Source organism: Desulfobotulus alkaliphilus, assembly GCF_007830435.1.
Taxonomy (GTDB): Bacteria; Desulfobacterota; Desulfobacteria; order Desulfobacterales; family ASO4-4; genus Desulfobotulus; species Desulfobotulus alkaliphilus.
This window is the reverse complement of sequence record NZ_VLLC01000034.1, coordinates 1-21,437: the sequence shown is the minus strand read 5'-3', so window position 1 is coordinate 21,437 and position 21,437 is coordinate 1. Positions and strand designations below refer to the sequence as shown.

The 21,437-nt window shown below is 52.9% G+C and carries 18 protein-coding genes; 13 read left to right on the top strand and 5 right to left on the bottom strand.

Annotation, left to right across the window (positions count from 1 at the left end; translation table 11 throughout):
- The first annotated feature begins 39 nt into the window (after positions 1 to 39).
- Complete coding sequence (locus tag LZ24_RS14785; RefSeq protein WP_144686504.1) at positions 40 to 807, top strand: substrate-binding periplasmic protein; 768 nt, start codon at positions 40 to 42, stop codon at positions 805 to 807.
- A gap of 166 nt (positions 808 to 973) precedes the next feature.
- On the top strand, positions 974 to 2,092 hold the full coding sequence (gene ald / locus LZ24_RS14780) for an alanine dehydrogenase (protein ID WP_144686503.1): 1,119 nt from the start codon (positions 974 to 976) through the stop codon (positions 2,090 to 2,092).
- A 489-nt stretch (positions 2,093 to 2,581) separates the two neighbouring features.
- Here ald and LZ24_RS14775 read toward each other — a convergent pair whose 3' ends face one another.
- The 4 genes from LZ24_RS14775 to LZ24_RS14760 form a co-directional block, all read right to left on the bottom strand.
- Entirely contained in the window at positions 2,582 to 3,337 is a 756-nt protein-coding gene (locus LZ24_RS14775; RefSeq protein WP_144686502.1) for a DNA alkylation repair protein, read from the bottom strand.
- A gap of 111 nt (positions 3,338 to 3,448) precedes the next feature.
- The gene (locus LZ24_RS14770; RefSeq protein ID WP_222427660.1) at positions 3,449 to 3,757 is read right to left on the bottom strand and encodes a DMT family transporter; all 309 of its coding nucleotides are present in this window, start codon (positions 3,755 to 3,757) and stop codon (positions 3,449 to 3,451) included.
- A gap of 13 nt (positions 3,758 to 3,770) precedes the next feature.
- Positions 3,771 to 4,106 carry a DMT family transporter gene (locus LZ24_RS14765; RefSeq protein ID WP_222427659.1) on the bottom strand — a complete coding sequence of 112 codons (336 nt, stop codon included), beginning with the start codon at positions 4,104 to 4,106 and terminating at the stop codon, positions 3,771 to 3,773.
- A 78-nt stretch (positions 4,107 to 4,184) separates the two neighbouring features.
- Positions 4,185 to 4,784: a TetR family transcriptional regulator gene (locus LZ24_RS14760; RefSeq protein ID WP_144686500.1), complete on the bottom strand. Its 600-nt coding sequence runs from the start codon at positions 4,782 to 4,784 to the stop codon at positions 4,185 to 4,187.
- 247 nt (positions 4,785 to 5,031) lie between these two features.
- Between LZ24_RS14760 and LZ24_RS14755 the strand changes: the two genes are divergently transcribed.
- From LZ24_RS14755 to LZ24_RS14745, 3 genes are read left to right on the top strand one after another with little or no spacing between them, the layout of a single operon-like run.
- A complete protein-coding gene (locus LZ24_RS14755; protein ID WP_144686499.1) occupies positions 5,032 to 5,388 on the top strand; it encodes a translation initiation factor Sui1 in 357 nt (118 codons plus the stop codon).
- Between the two features lies 1 nt (position 5,389).
- Positions 5,390 to 6,313: a cation diffusion facilitator family transporter gene (locus LZ24_RS14750; protein ID WP_186443180.1), complete on the top strand. Its 924-nt coding sequence runs from the start codon at positions 5,390 to 5,392 to the stop codon at positions 6,311 to 6,313.
- Positions 6,310 to 7,140: a M55 family metallopeptidase gene (locus tag LZ24_RS14745; RefSeq protein WP_144686497.1), complete on the top strand. Its 831-nt coding sequence runs from the start codon at positions 6,310 to 6,312 to the stop codon at positions 7,138 to 7,140. Before LZ24_RS14750 ends, LZ24_RS14745 begins: the two co-directional genes overlap by 4 nt.
- Before the next feature lie 78 nt (positions 7,141 to 7,218).
- Here the strand turns inward: LZ24_RS14745 and LZ24_RS14740 are convergent, their stop codons facing one another.
- Positions 7,219 to 10,473: a ligand-binding sensor domain-containing protein gene (locus LZ24_RS14740; protein WP_144686495.1), complete on the bottom strand. Its 3,255-nt coding sequence runs from the start codon at positions 10,471 to 10,473 to the stop codon at positions 7,219 to 7,221.
- 524 nt (positions 10,474 to 10,997) lie between these two features.
- Here LZ24_RS14740 and LZ24_RS14735 point away from each other — a divergent pair.
- From LZ24_RS14735 to LZ24_RS17685, 8 genes are all read left to right on the top strand, one after another.
- On the top strand, positions 10,998 to 11,969 hold the full coding sequence (locus LZ24_RS14735; protein ID WP_144686493.1) for a helix-turn-helix transcriptional regulator: 972 nt from the start codon (positions 10,998 to 11,000) through the stop codon (positions 11,967 to 11,969).
- Positions 11,970 to 12,079: 110 nt separating this feature from the next.
- A complete protein-coding gene (gene cas3g, locus LZ24_RS14730) occupies positions 12,080 to 14,491 on the top strand; it encodes a type I-G CRISPR-associated helicase/endonuclease Cas3g (protein ID WP_144686491.1) in 2,412 nt (803 codons plus the stop codon).
- On the top strand, positions 14,484 to 16,610 hold the full coding sequence (gene cas8g1, locus LZ24_RS14725; RefSeq protein ID WP_144686489.1) for a type I-G CRISPR-associated protein Cas8g1/Csx17: 2,127 nt from the start codon (positions 14,484 to 14,486) through the stop codon (positions 16,608 to 16,610). Before cas3g ends, cas8g1 begins: the two co-directional genes overlap by 8 nt.
- A 50-nt stretch (positions 16,611 to 16,660) precedes the next feature.
- Entirely contained in the window at positions 16,661 to 17,608 is a 948-nt protein-coding gene (gene cas7g / locus LZ24_RS14720; RefSeq protein ID WP_144686487.1) for a type I-G CRISPR-associated RAMP protein Csb1/Cas7g, read from the top strand.
- A 4-nt stretch (positions 17,609 to 17,612) separates the two neighbouring features.
- Positions 17,613 to 19,202, top strand: a complete 1,590-nt coding sequence (gene csb2 / locus LZ24_RS14715) for a type I-G CRISPR-associated protein Csb2 (protein WP_144686485.1) — start codon at positions 17,613 to 17,615, stop codon at positions 19,200 to 19,202.
- Positions 19,203 to 19,297: 95 nt separating this feature from the next.
- Entirely contained in the window at positions 19,298 to 20,956 is a 1,659-nt protein-coding gene (gene cas4g/cas1g / locus LZ24_RS14710; protein WP_144686483.1) for a CRISPR-associated endonuclease Cas4g/Cas1g, read from the top strand.
- A gap of 8 nt (positions 20,957 to 20,964) precedes the next feature.
- Positions 20,965 to 21,258 carry a CRISPR-associated endonuclease Cas2 gene (gene cas2 / locus LZ24_RS14705; protein WP_144686481.1) on the top strand — a complete coding sequence of 98 codons (294 nt, stop codon included), beginning with the start codon at positions 20,965 to 20,967 and terminating at the stop codon, positions 21,256 to 21,258.
- Positions 21,258 to 21,437 (top strand): hypothetical protein (locus LZ24_RS17685; RefSeq protein WP_222427658.1); only part of this gene is annotated, 180 nt, incomplete at its 3' end. The genes cas2 and LZ24_RS17685, both read left to right, overlap by 1 nt.

Here is a 21,437-nt window from a genome sequence, read left to right as displayed (position 1 = left end):
GTTACATCTCACCAACCCCACACCTGCCGGAGGTTTCCCATGAAACGCATGATCCTTTCGCTTCTCACCCTTTTTCTTGTTGCAGGCTTTGGCACGGCAACGGCCCGGAGCCTGAAGGTTGTCACCGATGAATGGCCGCCCTATGAATTCAAGGCCGGACAGCCCGGTAATGAGTATGTTTCAGGATTTGCAACGGAAGTTATCCTTTCGGTACTCAAAAATATCGGTGCTGAAATTGACGGAAGAATTACCCAGCATCCCTGGGCCAGGGCGGAGCGTATGGTCATTGACGGAACCGCAGACCTTCTCTATACGGCCACCTACAGTGATCAGCGGGCTGCCATCACCCATTATGCCACAGAATCCCTGATGGATTCCTCATGGTCCTTTTTTATACGCAAGGAAGACAAGGGCCGTATCAATTTCAACTCCTTTGAGGATTTCAGAAACAAGACCATAGGCGTAGTCCGTGGATACACCTACACACCGGAACTCTGGGAATTCATGCGGGATGCAAAAAACTATGAGGAAGTCACCAATGATAACTTCAACATAAAAAAGCTCATGGCTGGCAGAATCGACACAACGGTAATGGATTACGGCAACGGGCTGTATCTGCTTCAAAACATGGGGCTTGCGGACAAAATCGTGCCCTTGGAAAAACCCATATCCGTTACCTCCCTTTACGCGGTGTTCAGTAAAAACACCGTGGAAAAGGATTTTGTGGACCGCTTTTCCGCAGAGCTTAAAAAATTCAAGGCAACGGAAGCCTATCAGGAAATCTTCAGAAAGTACTTTGGCGGATAACAGCCTTTAAAACCAGCCAGACATTCCGGAAAAAAGGAAGCCCGGTAAGAACAGCACCGGTGCTTCCTTTTTTTGATCATTGCACGGGCACCACAGAGAGTGCTAGATAAAGGTTCTGTCCTAAAGAGCTTCTTTCAACCACAACCATCAGAAGAAAGGTTTTTCCATGATCGTCGGCATTCTCAAGGAAATCAAACATCAGGAAAATCGTGTGGCCATGACTCCCGCAGGCGCTGAAATACTTTGCGCCAGCGGCCACAGGGTTCTTGTGGAAAAGGGGGCAGGCATTGCTTCAGGCTTTGAGGATCAGGCCTATGCAGAAGCAGGTGCAGACCTGATTGAGAATCCGGCGGACATCTATGCTGCTGCAGAAATGATCATGCACGTCAAGGAGCCCCAGCCCAGTGAATATGATCTGATCCGTGAAGATCAGATTGTTTTCACCTACTTTCACTTTGCCGCCTATGAAGAGCTGACCAATGCCTTTATAAAGACCAGAGGCATCGCCCTTGCCTATGAAACCATCGAAGACACATACGGCAGACTCCCCCTGCTCACTCCCATGAGCGAGGTGGCGGGCCGCATGGCCGTACAGGAAGCGGCAAGATATCTGGAACGCAGCCACGGGGGAAGGGGCATTCTTCTGGGGGGCGTTACGGGTGTGTCTCCGGCAACGGTGCTGATCCTTGGCGGCGGCATTGTGGGAACCAACGCCGCACTCATGGCCTGCGGACTGGGGGCAAAGGTGGATCTGCTGGATACCAGCCTTGACAGGCTGCGTTATCTTTCTTCCATCATGCCCAAAAACTGCACGCCCCTCATGGGTTCCCCTGCCATGATCCGGGAAAAGATCTGCGAGGCCGATGCCGTCATCTGCGCCATACTGGTTCCCGGTGCCAAGGCCCCCAAGCTCATCACAAGGGAGATGCTGGGCAGCATGAAACCCGGCTCCATCATTGTGGATGTGGCCATTGATCAGGGCGGATGCGCAGAAACCTCACGGCCCACCACCCACGAAGATCCGGTCTACGAAGTGGACGGCATTCTGCACTACTGCGTTGCCAACATGCCCGGTGCCGTTCCCATGACATCCACCATGGCTCTGACCAATGCCACCCTGCCCTATGTGCTGGCCATAGCCAACAGCGGTCTTTTAGAAGCGGTCCGGGAATATCCTGAAATGCAGAAGGGCCTGAACATCGTCCGGGGCCATGTGACATGCAAGGGGGTGGCCGAAGCCTTTGATCTGGATTATACCCCCGTGGAAAAATCTTTTTACGAATAAAGCCATTTTTTTCAATTGCCGTAACTGCTCAGCACGATTTTCCCTTGACAAATCGAAAGCTTACAATCAGACATATAGACAACCGAGCCATTTGTTCGTGACGCAATCCGGCACTCAAGCTGAAAAACTCAAGCCCTTTACGGGAGCAAAAGTGCTTAGGGATCTTGAGTGCCGGATTCGGGAGCTTCTTGCCCTGTGCGGAAGCGGCAAAAACTCCCCGCCACAGGCAGGATAAGTTTTTTGATTACCATGGCAGTCTTAAGCACGCTGCCTTTGTGGCGGGTCAGACAGTTTGCCGCTTCTTATTAGCACTCCGGCTCTCAAGCTCAATAAAGTTGTATTGTTCTAAATTATTGGCTTTGGATATATGGCTTGAGTGCCGGAATCCGAAACGATTGCAATGTCACTCACAAACAGCACGCCTGTCTTTTATTTGAACCAAGATTCTGAAATTAAATAACTATTTTCAGGATAAAATGTACTAAATAATTACCAATTGTTCAGCACAGGCTTTCCCGCAAGCCATGACCTACGCTCTTCAGGAGAAAAATGTTCTATGCTGTAACGCAAAAGGATGCGGGGAAGCCGGGCACAGCGGGGGGCCAGAAAATCTTCCAGCACCCTCCTGTCCTTCTTCCCCACTTCCCGGAGCATCCAGCCGGCAGCCTTGTGCATCAGCTCTTCCTTATCAGAGGATGCCAGATCCGCAAGGGCTAAAGCATCTTCATACTGGCCCTTCCGGATCAAGGTCAGGGTGGAAACCATGGCAATGCGGCGATCCCATAAAAGCTCCGATGCCATCAGGCGATAAAGCAGCCCCCTCTCCCTTTCCAGAAGATGGGTTCCCACAATGGCGGGGGCGGATACATCCACAAGATCCCAGTTGTTTACAAAAGGGGTGCGGGCCAGATAATCTGTGAATATGGCAGCCTGTTGCTCCCCATCACCTGCTTTATAGCGCTCTACCCATAGCAGAAGGGCAAACATTCTCACCTCATGCCAGGGAGAAGTCAGCAATTTTCCAATCTCTCCATGGCTCATGGCTGCACCCGCCCCCATGTTCCTCCTCAGAACCGGGACCCGCACCCCGATAAACCGATCCTTTTCAGCATATTCTCCCGGACCGGTTTTAAAAAACCGCTGCAGAGTTCTGGCATAGACAGCATCACCAAGCTTTTTCAACCCGGCCTCTGCCTGTTCCGCATTTTCCCACACCGTAAGCCCCACCGGACCTTTTTTCCCCATGTTGCCCCCTTCGGACCTGTTATCCCAGAGAAAACCATATGCTTAATCCCTGGGATACGGGTTGGTACGATAAAAAAAAACACCCTCAGGAGGCCCCAGCTCTGGAGCCCATCAGGCTGAAACCGCTTTAAGCCCTGTCACACCGGCAACAATGATCAGCACACTGATTATCCGGCGCATATTTCGGGATTCTCCAAAATAAATCATATTCACCAGCACACCACCTGCCGTACCCATTCCTATCCAGACGGCATAGGCAATACTCAGCTGAAGAAATTGAAACGAAGCATAGAGCAGGGCAAAGGCGCAGCCAAATCCTCCCACAAACAGCAGGGTGTTACCCACATTTTTTTTCTGTGTGCTGTACATTTTCAAGCCTACCACACCAACAATTTCTGAAACAGCTGCTAAAAAAACCAAAAACCAACCCATTTTAACCAACCTCCCCTTCACTTTTATTGTCAGCCAACTTCAGATTGACCACGCCAATGATAATAAGAAGAATAAAAAACACTTTATGTATGGTAAAGGCCGCATCAAAGAGCAACACATCCATCAAAGCCGCTCCTGCCGTACCTACGGCTGCAAATACCGCATACACCGTCCCCGTAGGAAGTTTTTCACAGGCCTTTGATAAAAAATAAAAATCAACGATAATAATCCCCACAATGACTACCCAGTGCCACCAAATGGAAGCCACATTGAAACCATAAACCCAGAAAAGCTCAAACAGACAGGTAAGTCCAACATACATCCACGATTTACTCACTTCCACCCTCCTGACTGAATATCAGTCAAAAACAATGTCAAAATACTATAAAAAGAAAAGGGGTGCTGCCCCACTCCATCATCCCTGCAGAGAGACTTTTTCCTCGCCACAGACCAGCCCATGCCACATAAAATCCATCAGCTCCCTTTTCTGGAAAGCAACCTTATCCCTGTCCGGAACAGTATCATAAAGATAAATCTGCTCCGCAGTGGACTCAATGAGACCAATAAGAATCTTTGCCGTCCGGTCAGCATCAAGGGTTTTGCGCATCTCACCGGCTGCCTGAGCCTGACGGAGAAAAAGTCCCATCCACTCATAAAAAGGAGCATAAATGCTTTCCCACTCCGTAATATGACTTGTCTGAGTCAGACCCGCATATATTAATGCCAGCACATCCCGGTATTCTTCCGTCAACCGGAAAACGACATCAACCAGCCCTTCCATCCGCTCACGATAAGAACCATCCCTGCTCACCTGCGCCTGCACTGCAAGGACTGTTCTCTGGACCATAACCGATGCGATATCTGGCATGACAGAAAGTTTGGAAGGAAAATAGAGATAAAATGTTCCCTGAGCAATTCCTGCTGCCTTCACAATGTCGGAAATCTTCGCTTTTTCAATTCCTTTTTGGCGGAATACTTCCATAGCCGCAGTGATAATTTTTTCTTTTTTATCCATTTTGCCTCCGGAAACAATGACTGAATGTCATTCACTTGCATACGAATACAGAAAAAGATTCCATCCGTCAAGAACTATTTTTGCTCCCCGCATCTATACTGTATCTGAAAGTGCTGCTAATATCACTGACGTCAGGATAAAAACAACCGTATCCTGATCGCAGGCCGTTCGTGACAAGCCACCAAAAACAGGATTTGATACCGGGCAAAAAATATCGTATTGCGCCTTTGTAAGGGAAGCTGCATTTATGAAATCCGTTCAGAAAAATTATGTCCCCGTATACTCATCAGAGCAGGGCCGCCTTTGCCCCGACTGCGAAAAATCCATACGGAACTGTGTCTGCAGCCGGGCAAGCAACTCTCGGCCCAATGATGGCATGATCCGTGTCAGCAGGGAAACCAAAGGCCGCAAGGGAAAAGGGGTTACCCTGGTTTCCGGTCTTCCCGAAGAAAAGATAAACGATACGGCCAAGGAGCTGAAACAGCGCTGCGGCTGCGGCGGTACGGTTAAAGACGGCCGCATTGAAATTCAGGGCGACCACAGGGACACCATCCTTTCCTGGCTTACGCAAAAGGGATACAAGGCAAAAAAAGCCGGAGGCTGACGTGGGTTCAGACACACTCAAACGCATACAGCGCATCACCCTTGCGGGCCTTGTGGTGAATCTCATCCTTGTGGTGGTAAAATACAGTGCCGGATGGTGGGGCAACAGTGAAGCCCTCATGGCCGATGCCGTTCACTCGGCAACGGACGCCATCACAGACATTGTGGTCATGGCCGGAGCCATTATCTGGACACGTCCGCCGGATGAGGATCATCCCTACGGGCATCAGCGCATGGAAACCATGGTCACCCTCTTTATCGGCGCACTGCTTCTGGCTGCGGGTATCGGCATCGGCGTGGAAGCAGCCCGCAACCTGCTGGCCGGTCACAGGGTGCAGCCCATGCCCATCGCCGCCTATGCCGCGGCCTTTTCCATTTTCATCAAGGAAGCCATTTACCGCTGGACCTACAGGGTGGGCGTGCAGGTGGGCAGTGCTGCTGTCATGGCCAATGCCTGGCATCACCGCATTGATGCCTTAAGTTCCATACCCGCCTTCCTTGCGGTCTCGGCAGCCATTCTCTTTCCGGATCTGCTTTTTCTGGACACCATAGGTGCCCTTGTTGTATCCGTATTCATAGCACAGGCGGCCACAAAAATTCTCTGGCCCAACCTCAGGGAGCTGATGGCCACCGGCGCTTCGCCGGATACCTGCCGGAGCATCGCAGAGCTGGCCTGTTCCCACCCTGCGGTGCTGGATGCCCACCATATCCGCACCCGTTTTCATGGCACGCGGATTTTTGCGGACATCCACCTTGTGGTGGACGGCAACCTGAGTGTGCGTCAGGCCCACAACATCGCAGAAGAAGTCCGCCAGCGTCTCATACAGCATACACCGGACATGGAAGATGTGATCATCCATATCGAACCACCGGATCCCATACGTCCCCCCCACCACCCCCTCAACTGCAAAGGAGATGGCCTATGAACTGCCCTGCGAAATCCGTACTTGTCCTTGCGGACATTGAAGGCATCACCGGCGTTTATGAAAAAGCCCAGTGCAAGCCCCATACCCCGGAATGGAGGGAAGCCCGTCACCTGATCACAGCCGACGTCAGCGCAGCCATTGCAGGCCTTAAGGATGCCGGGGTTGAAGAAATCCATGTGCGGGACATGCACGGCACAGGCTACAACCTCCTGCCCCGCTTCATGCCCGAAGAAGGGGTTTTTCTTAAGCAGGGCCACAGGTGGTATCCCGTTCCCCTGCTGGGCGAAATCCCTGAAGCAGACCTTGCCATCATGATCGGCTGGCATGCCGCCGCAGATCAGGTGGACGGTTTCAGCCCCCACATGTTCCACAGGGACATCGACTGGGTGCGTATTGACAATAAAGCCGTGACCGAAGTGGAAATCATGGCAGCCGTCCTTGCGGAGCACGGCATTCCCGTTGCCATGGTCACGGCAGACCTCACCGCATGCCGCCGCATCTCCGCCAACCTGCCATGGGCAAAAACCGTGACCATTCCCAAAAAAGAAATCGGGAGCAAAAAAACAGCAGACATCCACAAAAGCATCCGTGACAATGCCCGTGAAGCAGCGGCATCCAGAGAACCCTTCCCCTGCTTCAAAAAAGGCCCCCTTCTCATGGAAAGCAGCATCCGGGGAGACATCCGCAAGGGCTACTTCCCTTCGGGCAGGGCAGTCCTGACAACACTCCTGCGCCAGAGTGTTTTCAAGGGTGTTCCGGCATCCATGATTCCCTCCATCCTCAACGGATACAGGTGGCTTGGGTTCTGGCAGAACATCATGAACTGATAATAAAAGGCCCCGGCGTTCTTACCAGGGCCTTTTTCGAAATTCATACGGCTGCAGTCACCATGGGAATCGTGCGGCCTATTCCTGTTTCACAGGAATCCTGACCGGCAGCTTCCCGCCTTCAATGCCGTCCTCCCCCATCACACTCACATAATAGAACTGGTCTCCGCTGTCTGACCGCAGCCGCAGACTGGCTCTCATGGTATTTCCGCTTCCACGGGATACATAGGCTCCGTCACTGCGCCTTTCATACCAGCGGATTTCTCCTTTGCCCTGACGGAGTGCGGCCTTCAGCTCCACGTTTACGGAAGCAGAACCGGAGCCGGATGGTGCCTTTACCGGTTCAACGGGAGAAAGCTCAAGATAATAGTTGGGATCCTGTATGCGGGACGGATCATACATGGCAAGGTACTTGGAAACCACAGGTGCGGCATGCAGGGCATTGGCATTCACGCCTGCATGGTCAAAAAGCCCCGCAAACCACAGCTCACTGCCCCTTACGGCATGGACCACCTGAGATCCCACCACATGGGCCTGCCCTTCCCGCAGCAGCCCCCCGCCAAGGGGACTCAGCTTTCCTGTGCGGATATCCAGCACAGCCACATTATGCAAGGGGTTCCATGCCTCATCATAAATAAAACTTCCGGAAAGAAGCAGACGGTTGTCATCCAGCCACGTCATCTGCCGCACATCCCTTGAAACACCGCCCGTGGTATTGGCCGGTCCCCATGTATCACTCCGGGCATCATACCGGGCTATGCCGTAGGTTTCCACGGAATGACGGGCAAGCACATTTTCATTGCGGCTGACAATGCCAAGGGTACCTCCGGCATAGAGATTTCCGTTTTTATCCAGGGCAAGGGCCAGTATCCTTGGAAATCCTTCCTGAAGGAAACCCGCATAGTTTTCAAATCCGGGTTCGTTGGTTTTTGCAGGCAGACCGGGTAAACCATCGGGGTAGTGGCCCTTGTCCAGAGGACTCAGGTGCTCATGGTTCCCCTTACCCACAGGCCGCCAGTCACCGGCCCCATAATCCCAGCGGGCCACATTGTAGGCCATGCGGGCACGGCTTGTGGGAACAGGTCCGTAATAGTTGAAGGTTCCTGCAACAAAGATCCCCGGCGGCGTTTTTGTGGTATCCAGAACAATACTGTAGATTCCCTTAACGGGTTTGTTGGGATCTTCAGCCTTCAGATCATGCCCCATGATGTGATACTCACCCTTTGCGTCAATGCGCAGGGCCGCGGCAATATCCAGAGGATAGGCCACCCCCGGCATTTCAAGGGTTGGCGCCCAGTTGCCCACGATATAAAGATCGCCAGTACGCTCATCAAAGGCGATATCATTCACAACACCGGTACCGCCACGGGCGGTATTACCAACCACATTCTGCCCCCTGTAGGTCCCCCTGATCTGGGACCATGAGCCCTCCGCAGGGTCATACACACCGATACCGCTGTGACTGCTGATGGCTCCGTAGGCATACAGCCTGCCCTGTATGGCCCTTATGCCTTCCGGCGGACTCTGTATTCCATCGCCCCTTGCCCAGGCAACGCGCTCGTACCCCCTTTCGGGATGCAGACGCCAGACATACCAGCGGGTGCCCCGCTCCGCTTCCCAGCTTCCACCGAAATACAATTCATCGCCTATCCACGCCATTCCGGATATATCCGGCACCCCTGTCCCGTCATTCATACCGGTAATTTTACGGGTTTCTCCCCGCTGGGGTGCAACAAATGCCCTGGACCAGTGCTCTGATCCTGCAGGAGCGCCAGTTGAAGCGATACGAAGCCCATAGGGTTTATTGACCGAAGAAACACTGGCAGGATGATCCTTAAAATTGATTGCCGAATTCCAGCGTGCCAGATAATGGGACTGGGTCTGAGCCGGTGCGGAAGCACCGAAATTCTCAGGACCAATATGGTTGAAATCCCCTGCGATATAAACGTCATGGCCTTCGGTAACAAGGCGTATTTCCGGCATCACTCTGGAAGAAAGGCCGGAACCCAGTGAAGACCAGACATCCTTTTGGGGATCATAGGCGATGACACCGTGGGCAGAATCACCGTTTTTGAAGCCATCATAAAATTCCGTTACAGACCTGCGCCCGCCAAAGGCCCCTGAAAAATAAATGCGCCCATCTCCAGCCTTTTCAACGCTGAAACAATCCCTGCCCACACCTCCCCTGCCCGTGGGATCTACCCATGCGTTCTGTTTTTCATCCCAGCGTGCAATACCCCTCAGGGGCTTCTGGTCCCTGCCCTCTGCAAAGCTTCCGCAGATCCAGATATCTTTTCCATCCACAAGAAAATCACGGATCACAACGGAATCAAAGGCAATATAATCCGCAGCCCGCTGTAAAATGCCATCGGCCTTTCCATGGGCTCCGGATCTCGGAAAATCCTTTGGATAAGGTATCCACCCCTTACCATCCTGCCATGCGGCAAAGGCTGTGGAATAACTGGCCGTGGAAAGGCTGTTTTCCGGGTTCATGCCATTGCCCCCCACATAATGCCAGCTTCCTGCAATATATATGGTGGAAGGCGTTGTGGAAGTATCCACATGAATCCGCCGCACCCTTGGCGTGCCGCCACCGGGACCGGAAGGAAGGATTTCATAGGTCCCTGTTTTAAAACTGTAGCGATGAAAGGCGTTGCTGCGCACGGGAAGGGTAAGGGGAACACCCACAAAGGAACCACCGATATAAAGATGATCTCCCTTGGGATCATAGGCCAGCGCCTGTATGGAGCCTCCGGGACTGACGGTGCCATTATACTGTACACGCCCCAAAGGCCGCCATCTGTCCGGACCGGGTTCACGGGGATCATAAACGGCCAGCGCATTCACCCGATGATACCGGTTGCCTCCGGCATTATCCAACCGGGTAAACTCCCCGGCCACAACCATGCGGCCATCGGGCAGAAAAACAAAATCATTGATGACGCCATCCGGTCCTTCACCCCCCTGTGCAGAATGGAAAAAAGCCTTCACTTCGTAACCGCTTTCCGGAGACCAGGTCCAGAGGTGCCATGACTGGTTGGGAAGCCTTTTGCCCAGATCCCTTGCATCCACACCGGCCTGCCAGACCCCGGCCATCCACAGTTTTCCATCATGCCATTTCAGCCTTCGCACCGAAGGAGACCCCACACCATCTGCCATACCCGTACCTGCCGACATCTGCGTAACCTGCGCCGGTTTGGGAAACTGCATGGACCAGTGCTCATCCCCCGCCCATGCAGAGGAAGAAAAAAGGAAAATACAGCACAGCAGAAATACTCCCGCAGCTTGAATAATCCACCGCCCGCCCCGGTAAAGCCCTGATGAACGCCCCATGATTTATAACCTCCTTGTGATGGTATTGATGTGGTATTCTCCAAGCCCCTTACCCTGAAGAAACGATCCACCATACGCCTGCACCCTTGAGACACAGAACCGCCAGCAAAGGGAAAAAACACGCCGGGCTTTTTCAAATCCTGCGCCCCAGAAGCTTATTTTTTTATTGCCTGCTCAACAATGAAAACAGAATTACGCTGCCATCTTCATACAATCATACCCGGATAATTTCAAACAGATATCTCACCTGAACCAGACATCCCTTTTATCCATGGGCCTTCATCCAAAAAATCAAAATGCAGATTCAATTATCAAGCGGTTGATTCAGCCTTGCTCTCTTTCTGCAATGTGATATGGCTTTTATCTGAAACACCAACAAAGCATCCGGCTATGCAGGGCAGCCAAGACCCACTCTATAAAGCCGCATGAATACGAAAAAAAATATGGCCTTTATCCGCACTCCGCTTAAAGCCGGACAATCAATGACACAAACACTTGTTTTTATATGATTTACGGAGACACCCATGAACCAGCTCGAACGCATCTACCGCATTGACGCCCTCCTCCAGACAGGAAAATGTATTCCCCTTTCACGCATGGAAGAAGAAATGGAAAAATCACGCTCCAGTATCAAGCGGGATATTCAGTACATGAGGGATTATTTTGATGCCCCCATCATCTATAATAAAAATAACCACTGCTACCGCTATGACGCTGATGCGGGCAGCTTTGAGCTGCCGGGTTTCTGGCTCAGCCAGACGGAACTCTACGCCCTGAGACTGCTTCAGGAGGTGACGGATACGGAAGAAAAAGCCGCCATGGCTCCCTTTCTGGTGCCTGTCCGGGAAAAACTGGACAAAGCCCTTGCCAAACTCGGCCACGATCCCGGACTCATCGCACGCTGCATTCAGGTGATACCCGTATATCAGCGGCAACTCGAAAGACCGGTTTTCTCGGCTGTATGCAAGGCGCTGCTACAGGCCCAGGTGCTGGATATCCGCTACCACGGTCGGGGCGAAGACAAGGTCGAGAATCGGCGCATCCACCCCCAGAAACTGATCCAGTATCAGATCAACTGGTATCTGGTGGCCCACTGTGAACTGAGAAGAGAACTGCGCACCTTTTCCATGGACCGCATCTCCGTCATGGCCCTGCCCGGACTTCCTGCGGAGATCATTGACCCGAAAAAAATAAAAGAACACACGGAAAGCGGCTTCGGAATTTTTGCAGGAAAAGCTGAAAATACGGCATTTTTAAGATTTTACCAGCCCAACGCCCGCTGGGTGAAAGATGAAAAGTGGCATCAAAATCAGATGACCCGCTGGGATGGCGACACCCTGCTTTTGTCTCTACCTTACAACAGCTCCACGGAGCTTGTTCGGGAAATCCTGCGCCACGGACCGGGAGTAAAAGTAGAAAGCCCGGAAAGCCTGAAGCAGGAAGTGGTGGAGGCTTTGAAAAAAAGTCTGGAAAATTATGAAGTGCAAAAAAGTTAAATTTTTTTAGGGGGTGCACCACTATATGGTGCGGTGGGTGTGGTATGGGTATCCTGAATCGAATAATTAAGAACCATTTTTCTTTACTCTGACAATAAAAGAGGACAGCCATGGAATATGAAAGCTTTTTTGAAAAAGCCTTCGGTGGGGGTAAAAAACCCCTTCCCTATCAGAAGCGTCTTGCAGAAAGCCCGGATTTACCGGAAATCCTCATGGTTCCCACAGGGCTTGGCAAAACAGCCTCTGTGACCCTGGCATGGATGTACCGTAAAACACAAAAGCAGGAAAACAGACTGCCGCGAAGACTGATCTGGTGCCTTCCCATGCGGGTGCTTGTGGAGCAGACCCTTGAAAATATCAGACAATGGCTGAAAAACCTTGGTCTTGAAAACGAAATTTCCACCCATATCCTCATGGGCGGCTCCGAAGATGTGTTCAAGCCCACCTGGGCCAGCCAGCCGGAAAAACTCTCCATCCTCATCGGCACCCAGGACATGCTGCTTTCAAGGGCGCTGATGCGGGGATACGGCATGAGCCGTTACCAGTGGCCTGCCCATTTCGCCCAGCTTCACAATGATGCCCTCTGGGTCTTTGACGAGGTTCAGCTCATGGGGCCATCCCTTTTCACCAGCGCCCAGCTTGAAGCCTTCCGCAGGCAGTTTTCCCTTTTGCTGCCCAGCCGGAGCCTCTGGGTTTCCGCCACCCTGAAACCGGAATGGCTGGCTACGGTGGACCTCAAACCCTTCATCTCCGGATTCAAAACAGAAGAAATCGATGAGGAAGACAGAAATCATCCCATTGTCATCCAGAGGATACGGGCCAGAAAACAGCTTCATCGGGCGGAAAGCTCCCTGACCAAAGAAAGTGCAAAGGAAAAGTACAAACAATACATTCAAAGCCTTTCCCAGGAAATTCTGGAAAAACACCAGACCGGCACCCAGACCCTTGTCATCCTCAATCAGGTGGAAAGGGCCCAGCTCCTTTATCAGGCTTTGCAAAAAAACAGCAAAGATACGGAAATCCTCCTGCTCCACGCCCGCTTCAGAGCCATGGAACGCAGAGGCATTGAAGAAAAAATCAAGGAAACCGGAAAAAACCGCATCCTCATAGCCACTCAGGCCATTGAAGCCGGGGTGGACATCAGCAGCGCTACCCTGTTTACAGAGCTTGCGCCATGGTCTTCTCTGGTGCAGCGCTTCGGACGCTGCAACCGTTACGGCGAAGAAACGGCTGCTTCCATTTTCCTTGTGGATCTTGAAGAGTCCGATCAGGCAACACCCTATGAACCCCAGCCCCTGACCGATGCCAGAAAAGAAATCGACAGCCTCCTTGCCACGGAAGACCGGAATGCAGGCCCGGAAGCCCTTCCCGTTCTCAAAGATGAACTGTCCCCTTCCCTTGTCCTACGCAAAAGGGATTTTCTGGAACTTTTCAATACGGATGCGGATCTTTCCGGATTTGATATGGACATTTCTCCATTCATCCGGGATACGGGTATCCCTTCGGTTCAGGTCTTCTGGCGAAACTTTGATGACAAGCCAGAAGATCAGCCCCCTCCTTCCCGTGAAGAACTCTGCCCTGCGGGTATCAGTCAGATCAAAGCCCATCTCAAAAGCATCAGCGCCTGGGTATGGGACAGCATGGAGGAAAACTGGAAGTCTTTACAAATGAATGCCATCCGGCCCGGCATGGTGCTTTTACTGAAAAGCAGTGATGGCGGCTATGACCCTGCCATGGGTTTTCGTGCAGGTCTGAAGCAGACCGTTCCTCCCGCAGAAACCGGGGAAAATGGTGAAAAGGAAATTTACGGAAGTGATCCCCTTTCCACCCTTGGCCGCTTCGTTTCCCTCAGGGAGCATCTTGAAGATACGGAAGAAGAGGCCCGGAAACTCTGTGAGGCGTTGGGGCTGCCTGCCGATTCCACCCATGCCATATGCCTTGCCGCCCTTCTCCATGACACGGGGAAAGCCCACCCTGCCTTTCAGTCTGCCCTCACAGCCCATGGCGAGGCTCCGGAAAAGGGGCTCTGGGCCAAATCCGCCGTGCAGGGCAAAAGAACCGTTTACAGAATGCCGCCGGAACCCGGAGAGGAAAAAGGCATTGAAAGAAAGCACTTCCGCCATGAACTGGCTTCCATGCTGTCATGGATTAAAAATGAGGAAGAAAACCATGCAAAGGATCTCATCGCCTACCTCATCGCTGCCCACCACGGCAAGGTGAGAATGGGACTCCGGGCCATGCCCGGTGAGAAAAAACCCAAAGACGATATTCTTTTTGCGCGGGGTGTCTGGGAAGGCGATGTTCTTCCCGCCATCGTCCTTGAAAAACGCACAATCCCTGAAACAGCCTTAAGTCTTGATCTCATACAGATGGGAGAAGGCCCCATGGGCGCGTCATGGGCGGATCGTACCCAGGGGCTCCTTGAAACCCACGGCCCCTTCTGCCTCGCCCTGATGGAAACCCTTGTGCGCATTGCGGACTGGCGGGCATCAAAAAAGGAAATGGAGGGAAACCATGAATGAAATTCTCCTGAAGGGCTGTGCTGCCACCCCCATGGCCCACTACCTGAAAGCCCTTGGTGTTCTGCGCCTTGTGACGGAGCAGAAGGATAAAAAAGCCAGAGGCGCATGGTGCGAAGACGGTTTTATTCTCAAAACTGCGCTGGATAAGGAAGAACTCTGCCGCTTTTTTCTTGAGGAGTATGCGCCAACGCCCCTCTTTGCACCCTGGAACGGAGGCAGCGGATTTTATCCCAAAAAAGACAAGGGCAGTACGGCCACCAAAACGCTGGATACGGTTCTTGGCGCAGGGGCCGACAGAATGAAACCCAGCATCGAAGCAGCTCTTTCCCTGAAAGCCATCCTGAAAGAACTGGGCATCACAGAAAAACCCAAAGAACAGAAGCCGCAGTTCATCATGCTTTTAAGATCCAGAATGAACGACCGCTATCTGGAAGCACTGGACTCGTGCGTGGTTCTTACGGATGAAAAACCCCAGTACCCTCCCATATTCGGCAGTGGGGGCAATGATGGCAATCTGGATTTCACCAGCAACTTTTACCAGCAGATCCTGCGCCTCATGGATACGGAGACAGGAAAGTCCAGCCCCGTATCCGGAACCGAACTGAACAACAGCCTCTTTAGTGACACCATTTCGGAATCAGCATCCGGAGCCATCGGCCAGTTTGCTCCCGGCATTGCAGGCGGCCCCAACGCCACTACGGGATTTGACGGTGGCAGCGGTGTGAATGGCTGGGATTACATTCTCATGCTGGAAGGAGCGCTTCTTTTTGCCGCCAGCATCTCCCGCCGTCTGGAAAGCAGCGACAGGGCCACACTGAGCTTTCCCTTTACTGTGAGAACCACGGGAAGCGGGGCTGGTAATGCGGCCACCACGGATGAAGTCAATTCAAGAAATGAAATCTGGATGCCCCTCTGGCACCGCTTCACATCCCTTCAGGAACTGAAGTTTCTTCTTCAGGAAGGCCGGGCCAGCCTTGGCAAGAGAAACTGTCATGACGGTCTGGACTTTGCCCGGTCCGTCGCTCTCCTCGGTACAGACAGGGGCATCGCCGCCTTTCAGCGTTTCGGCTTTTTCGAACGTTCCGGAAAAGCCTACCATGCAACACCCATCGGCAGGGTTGCCGTACATCACAATCCGGATGTAAACCTCATCACTGACCTTGAAAAAGGCCGCTGGCTGGACAACCTGCGACGCACCGCCCGCGCTAAAGAGGCCAGCTCCGCCCTGCAAAATGCGGTTCACAGCCTTGAAAACCAGCTCTTTGACCTTACCCGCCACCCCACAGCCAGCGTCATTCAACGGCTGATCATCGGGATCGGAAATATCGGACGCACCCAGGCCGTCAGTGGCAAACTCCGGGAAAATCTTTCCTTTCTTCCGGAGATGGATACCCGCTGGCTGGAAAAGGCCCAAAGCCCGGATGCCGCATTCCGTATCGCTACAGCCCTTAGCAGTATCGGAGGGGGCAAAGCCCCCATGATGCGCTCCCATATCTACCCCCTTGACGGCGGCAGTGGCTGGAAACTGAACAAGGAAGGAAAAAATCCCCTCTGCACCTTCAGCCACGCGGATCTCACGACGGAATTATGCCGCATGGCTGAACGCCGCCACCTTGCGGCAAGGCAGGGCAAAATTGCCTTCAGCCTGAAAGGGACAAGCCCTGTCAATGAAGAAGTTCTCGCCGCTTTTCTGGCAGATCCGGATATGGATGCCCGCATTCTGGCTCTTCTTCCCGGACTCTGCCTCATCAAAAAACATTTTCCCCTCAAGGCAGCGGATACGGAAAAAAGAGCCTTCAGACCACCCCTTGCTTACAGACTTTTAAAACCCTTTTTCTGCGACCACGGCGATCTTGTTTCCGCAGGCATACTGCAAGAAGACATAAAACTGCCCCTGGATGCTGAAATGATCCGGTATCTGTCCACGGATCAGGTTGAAAGAGCCGTACAGACTGCCACAAGACGGCTGAGAATTGCAGGCCTTCAAATCCCAAAACACCTTCCGGACTGTGGGAGCATCCATGGAAAAAGGCTACTTGCAGCCCTCATGATCCCCATTTATCCGGCAACCCTCAAGGCCCTGACCCAGACGGCCTTCAGTGCTGCTGAAACGGCTTAAAATATATCGGCGTACTCAACTACCCCATACATGACAAAGGAGATTCAACCATGACCATCACATTTGCCGCACTAGAAAAATCCCAGAGACTTCTCATGGAAGCAAAACTTAGCCCCATTCAGGGAACCCGTTTCCAGCCCACGGGCTTCCCGGATCTTGGCGCAGCCCTTTACGAAGGCCCGGACGGTTCTCCCATGCTCCTTGTGGAATCGGCCCAGAGCATGGCCAACCGCCTGGAAGCGGTCTGCTGGGATGAGAATCAGGATGACTGGGTAGCCCCCCTGAAGGGCATTCCCCTCATCAAGGTGGTGGATAAGGACAATACCCCGCTCACCAACTCCATTCTGGATTCCCACCGCCTCAACTCCCCGTATATTCTTGAAGGAAAGGACAAAACTGTCCTTGATATGTTGAAAAAAGAGCTGGCGGACATGGAAGAGGGGCGGGTGGATTTAAAAAAACTGGCCCGTATTGTCATGAAACTGGATACCAACACCCTTCTCCATGGTCTTTTTCTGGCAAAAAAAGAACTGGCAGGCGGCAGACTCCGTTTTCCAAGGGCCATATCTTCCTTTATTGAGGCAAAAAATGTCAAAACCGCCTCCAGCGGGGGCGTAAAAAATGATAGCGTAAACCCCAAAGGCGATACGGCAAAGGGATTCGGCAATGTGCCCTTTGCCCGTGACGAATTTGTCTCCCCGGAAATCACCGCCTACTTCAACATCGACCTTGCCCAGATCCGGGCCTTTGGCCTTGGAAAAGAAGCGAAAAACCTCCTCATCGCCTTGGCCCTCTTCAAAATCCAGAAATTTCTTCAGACAGGGCTGCGTCTGCGTACCGCCTGTGACCTCACCTGCACGGGACTTACCGTCACCCTGCCGGAAAACTACGGCATTCCCTCCCTTGAGGATCTTGAAAAAGAGCTTCCGGCCATGATTGAAGCCTGCGCCAGTCTTTTTTCTGAACCCAGAATGACCACCGTCACCTACAGGAAATAGGCCTATGATCGCCATTGAAATGACATTTCCGGCAGGACGCTACCATGCCACCCCCTGGGGCAGACATGTGAACGAGGCGGACGTGGAGTGGCCGCCCTCTCCCTGGCGTTTCCTCCGGGGGCTCATCGCCACATGGCACCGTAAAGCGGCGGGAGATCATTTTCCGGAAAACCTTCTGCACCGGCTTATAGACAGCCTTGCGGAAGAAAAACCCGTTTTCAGCCTGCCCACCGTCCGGCACAGCCATGTACGCCATTACATGCCCATTGCGGGCAAAAAACCCACGCTGGTTTTTGATGCCTTTGTGCAGATGGAAAAAAACACACCGCTCTGCATCCTCTGGCAGAACACCACACTGGATGAGGACTGCACAGCCCTTCTGGATCAGCTCCTCTGCGGAATGCAGTATCTGGGGAGGGCGGAAAGCTGGGTTCTGGCAAAACGCCTTGAAAACTGGTCTGGCAGCATCAACGCCTGGCCAGCAGATCAGGAAAACCCCGGGGCAGATTTTGAAACGGAATCCATCCCCTTATATGCTCCCCTTTCCAAAAAGGCTTATGAAAAGGAAAGGCAAAGCCTCATTCAGGAAAAAGGCCTCGCCCCTCCTCCACCCGTTCCGGTACCAAAAGGGCAGATGGGACTTTTTGAGCAGGAAAAACCAAAGGAAAAGACCAAAGCCAGACAGATTAAAACTCCGAAGCCTTCGGCTAAAGACAAAAAATTCCTGTCCACCCTGCCCGAAAACCTGACAGATGCCCTGTCCGTAGATACGGGAGAACTTCAGTCCGTGGGCTGGAGCGCCCCGCCTGCGGCAGAAAAAGTCCGCTACCTCCGGCCCTATCAGGCCCTGAACGGCAGCACCCGTCCCCGGATCAGCCACAGCGGCGGCCCTTCCCCCCGCCTTGCCCGAATGCAGCTTGTGGGCAAGCCCCTTCCTAAAATGGAAGATGCGGTGCGCCTTGGGGAAACCTTAAGAAAAGCCCTTATCCATACCATGGATAAACGTATGAAAGAAGAAGTACCCCCCGTCATATCCGGCCATGACCTGCCGGAAACCAACCGGCACAGCCACGCCTTTTTTCTGCCGGAAGATGCGGATCAGGACGGTCACATTGATCACCTGAACCTCTATGTTCCCGAAGGCATACCGGAAAAGGCGCTTTACGCCCTTTCCCGCAGAATGGATAAGCTCTGGACGGATAAGGGGGAAGAGTGGCGGCTTGTCTTTGATACCGCAGGGTTTTCCCCCGGAACCCTGGCGGGCACAGGCCCCGTATGGCTGTCTGCAAGCCCCTATCTGCATCCCTGGTACAGAAAAAAAGGCTTTGGCCTTAAAGAACAGGTGCTTCGGGAATGCAGGCTCCGGGGGCTGCCGGAACCGGATATCGAAGTCATGGAAACCATTGGGGTCGGCAAGGGAAAAAGACCCCGAAAACCCATTCACTTCAGGAGATTCCGGGAAAAGCGGGGCTTAAACCAGCCGGACAGACAGGGCTGTTTTCTGCGGCTCTCCTTTCCCGAACCTCTCACAGGGCCTCTGGCCTTAGGCTTCGGCTGCCATTTTGGCTTAGGTCTCTTTGTTCCAGAAAATTGAATTTCCTCAGGGCGGGCCTTTCAGAACGCCCTGAGGCTGATCCTTTATTTTTTCACAACCCGTTTTCCAACTTTCCAGCAGGGAGGAAGGCAGGAATGGAATCCCATCATGTGCAGAATGAGCTTGTCCCGGCCCGCATGGTCAATGAGTTTGTGTACTGTCCCCGCCTTGCCTACCTTGAGTGGGTACAGGGAGAATGGCGGGACAATTCCGATACGGAAGAAGGCCGCCATACCCACAGAAAGGTGGATCGCCCTTCCGGCAACCTGCCGGAAAAGGGAATGGAGGAAGAGGAAAAGTTCCATGCCCGCAGCCTGACCCTGAGTGATGGGGATCTGGGCCTCATTGCGGTTCTGGATCTTGTAGAAGGAGAAGGCCGGGAAGCCACACCCGTAGACTACAAAAAGGGAAAACGACCCCATGTGGAAAAAGGAGCCTGGGACCCGGAACGGGTGCAGCTCTGCGCCCAGGGGATGCTCCTTGAAAAACACGGATATGCCTCAGAGGAAGGAATTATTTACTTTGCAGGTTCAAGGGAAAGGGTCCGGATTCCCTTTGATCCGGCCCTCAAGGCCCAGACCCTTGAAGCCATTGCAGGGCTTCGCGCCTTGCAGGCTCTGAACAGTCCTCCGCCGCCCCTTGAGGACAGTCCCAAATGCCCAAGGTGCTCTCTTGTGCCCATCTGTATGCCCGACGAAGTGAACTGGTACGCCAACCGGGAAGAATCTCCCCGTCCCATTGCCGTGCGGGATGAAGAAAAAGTCCCACTTTATGTGCAGGCGCCCTATGCCCGTATCCGGAAAAGCGGAGACGAGCTGCTTGTGGAGACGGAAAAGGAGAAAAAGAGTGTCCGCATTGCGGAAATCAATCACCTTGCCCTTTTCGGAAATGCCTCCCTCACCTCTCCCGCCCTCACCCACCTCATGCAGCAGGGGATTCCTGTTTCTTTTCACACCCAGGGAGGATGGTTCTATGGTCACGCCAACGGCCTTACGGGTAAAAACATCCACCTGCGCATCCAGCAGTACAAAACGGCCTTTGACCCGGAACGTGCCCTCATCATCAGCAGAAGCCTCGTCCGGGCCAAAGTTCTGAACGCCAGAACCCTGCTCCGCCGCAACTGGCGGAACACCATGGAACCTCCGGAAGAGCTGCTTTCCAAATTGCGCCATCAGGCCATGCAGACCGCAAGGGCGGAAAATCTCCAGACCCTTCTTGGCATTGAAGGTCAGGCCGCAGCCCTCTACTTTTCCGCCTTTTCCGGTATGCTCCGGGAAGAGACGGGTTTTTCCTTTGAAAACCGCAACCGCAGACCCCCGAAAGATCCGGTCAATGCCCTGCTTTCCTTTGGATACAGCATACTGACCCGTACCTGGCTTTCAACGCTTCAGAATGTGGGCTTTGATCCCTTCCTTGGTTTTTATCACCAGCCACGGGCCAACCGCCCCGCCCTTGCCCTGGACATGATGGAGCCTTTCCGGCCCCTTCTTGTTGATTCCGCCGTGATTACAGCCATCAACAACAATGAACTTCAGCCTGAAGACTTCATCCGTCGGGCCGGATACTGCGCCCTTTCTCCGGAAGGAAGAAAAACCTTTATCCGTGTACTGGAAAGAAGGATCAGCCAGAATATCACCCATCCGGCCTTTGGATACAGGCTGAGCTACCGCCGTCTTCTGGAACTGGAAGCAAGGCTCATGGGCCGATGGCTGACAGGTGAAATCCAGCATTATCAAGGCTTTGTGACCCGCTAGGAGGATACATGGCAACGGAACATCTTTATCTTGTTACCTATGATGTTTCTGACCCCAAAAGACTGCGTCGTGTTTTCAGAACCTTACGGGGATATGGGGACTGGGTGCAGTTCTCCGTATTTCAGTGCAGACTTGGGCCTTTACGCCACAGACGACTGATTACGGAACTCTCTTCCCTCATTCATCAGAAAGAGGATCAGGTTCTCATTTTCCCCTTAGGGCCAGTGAAAAGCACGCCGGTCAGGGTAGCCAGCATAGGCAGGGCCTTTGAACCCATTTCCAGAGAACCGGTGATTATCTGATGCTGCCGATTTTCTGCGACCGCTCCAATGGTGCACTTTTTACAGGGCATCGCTCGCACATGACCAGATCTTTGAAAAATCAATCTGTTAAAAAACATACCATTGACCTTAAGGCCAGATTGGCCTATGAATTTTTACGTACTGATCAAGGCGCTCGTAAGAAGAAGCAGAAAGCCCCT

Excerpts from the sequence above, each read along its gene's own strand:
- LZ24_RS14785 (WP_144686504.1), top strand. The coding sequence starts at position 40 with ATGAAACGCATGATCCTTTCGCTTCTCACCCTTTTTCTTGTTGCAGGC.
- ald (WP_144686503.1), top strand. The coding sequence starts at position 974 with ATGATCGTCGGCATTCTCAAGGAAATCAAACATCAGGAAAATCGTGTG.
- LZ24_RS14775 (WP_144686502.1), bottom strand. The coding sequence starts at position 3,337 with ATGGGGAAAAAAGGTCCGGTGGGGCTTACGGTGTGGGAAAATGCGGAA.
- LZ24_RS14760 (WP_144686500.1), bottom strand. The coding sequence starts at position 4,784 with ATGGATAAAAAAGAAAAAATTATCACTGCGGCTATGGAAGTATTCCGC.
- LZ24_RS14755 (WP_144686499.1), top strand. The coding sequence starts at position 5,032 with ATGAAATCCGTTCAGAAAAATTATGTCCCCGTATACTCATCAGAGCAG.
- LZ24_RS14745 (WP_144686497.1), top strand. The coding sequence starts at position 6,310 with ATGAACTGCCCTGCGAAATCCGTACTTGTCCTTGCGGACATTGAAGGC.
- LZ24_RS14740 (WP_144686495.1), bottom strand. The coding sequence starts at position 10,473 with ATGGGGCGTTCATCAGGGCTTTACCGGGGCGGGCGGTGGATTATTCAA.
- LZ24_RS14735 (WP_144686493.1), top strand. The coding sequence starts at position 10,998 with ATGAACCAGCTCGAACGCATCTACCGCATTGACGCCCTCCTCCAGACA.
- cas3g (WP_144686491.1), top strand. The coding sequence starts at position 12,080 with ATGGAATATGAAAGCTTTTTTGAAAAAGCCTTCGGTGGGGGTAAAAAA.
- cas8g1 (WP_144686489.1), top strand. The coding sequence starts at position 14,484 with ATGAATGAAATTCTCCTGAAGGGCTGTGCTGCCACCCCCATGGCCCAC.
- cas7g (WP_144686487.1), top strand. The coding sequence starts at position 16,661 with ATGACCATCACATTTGCCGCACTAGAAAAATCCCAGAGACTTCTCATG.
- csb2 (WP_144686485.1), top strand. The coding sequence starts at position 17,613 with ATGATCGCCATTGAAATGACATTTCCGGCAGGACGCTACCATGCCACC.
- cas4g/cas1g (WP_144686483.1), top strand. The coding sequence starts at position 19,298 with ATGGAATCCCATCATGTGCAGAATGAGCTTGTCCCGGCCCGCATGGTC.
- cas2 (WP_144686481.1), top strand. The coding sequence starts at position 20,965 with ATGGCAACGGAACATCTTTATCTTGTTACCTATGATGTTTCTGACCCC.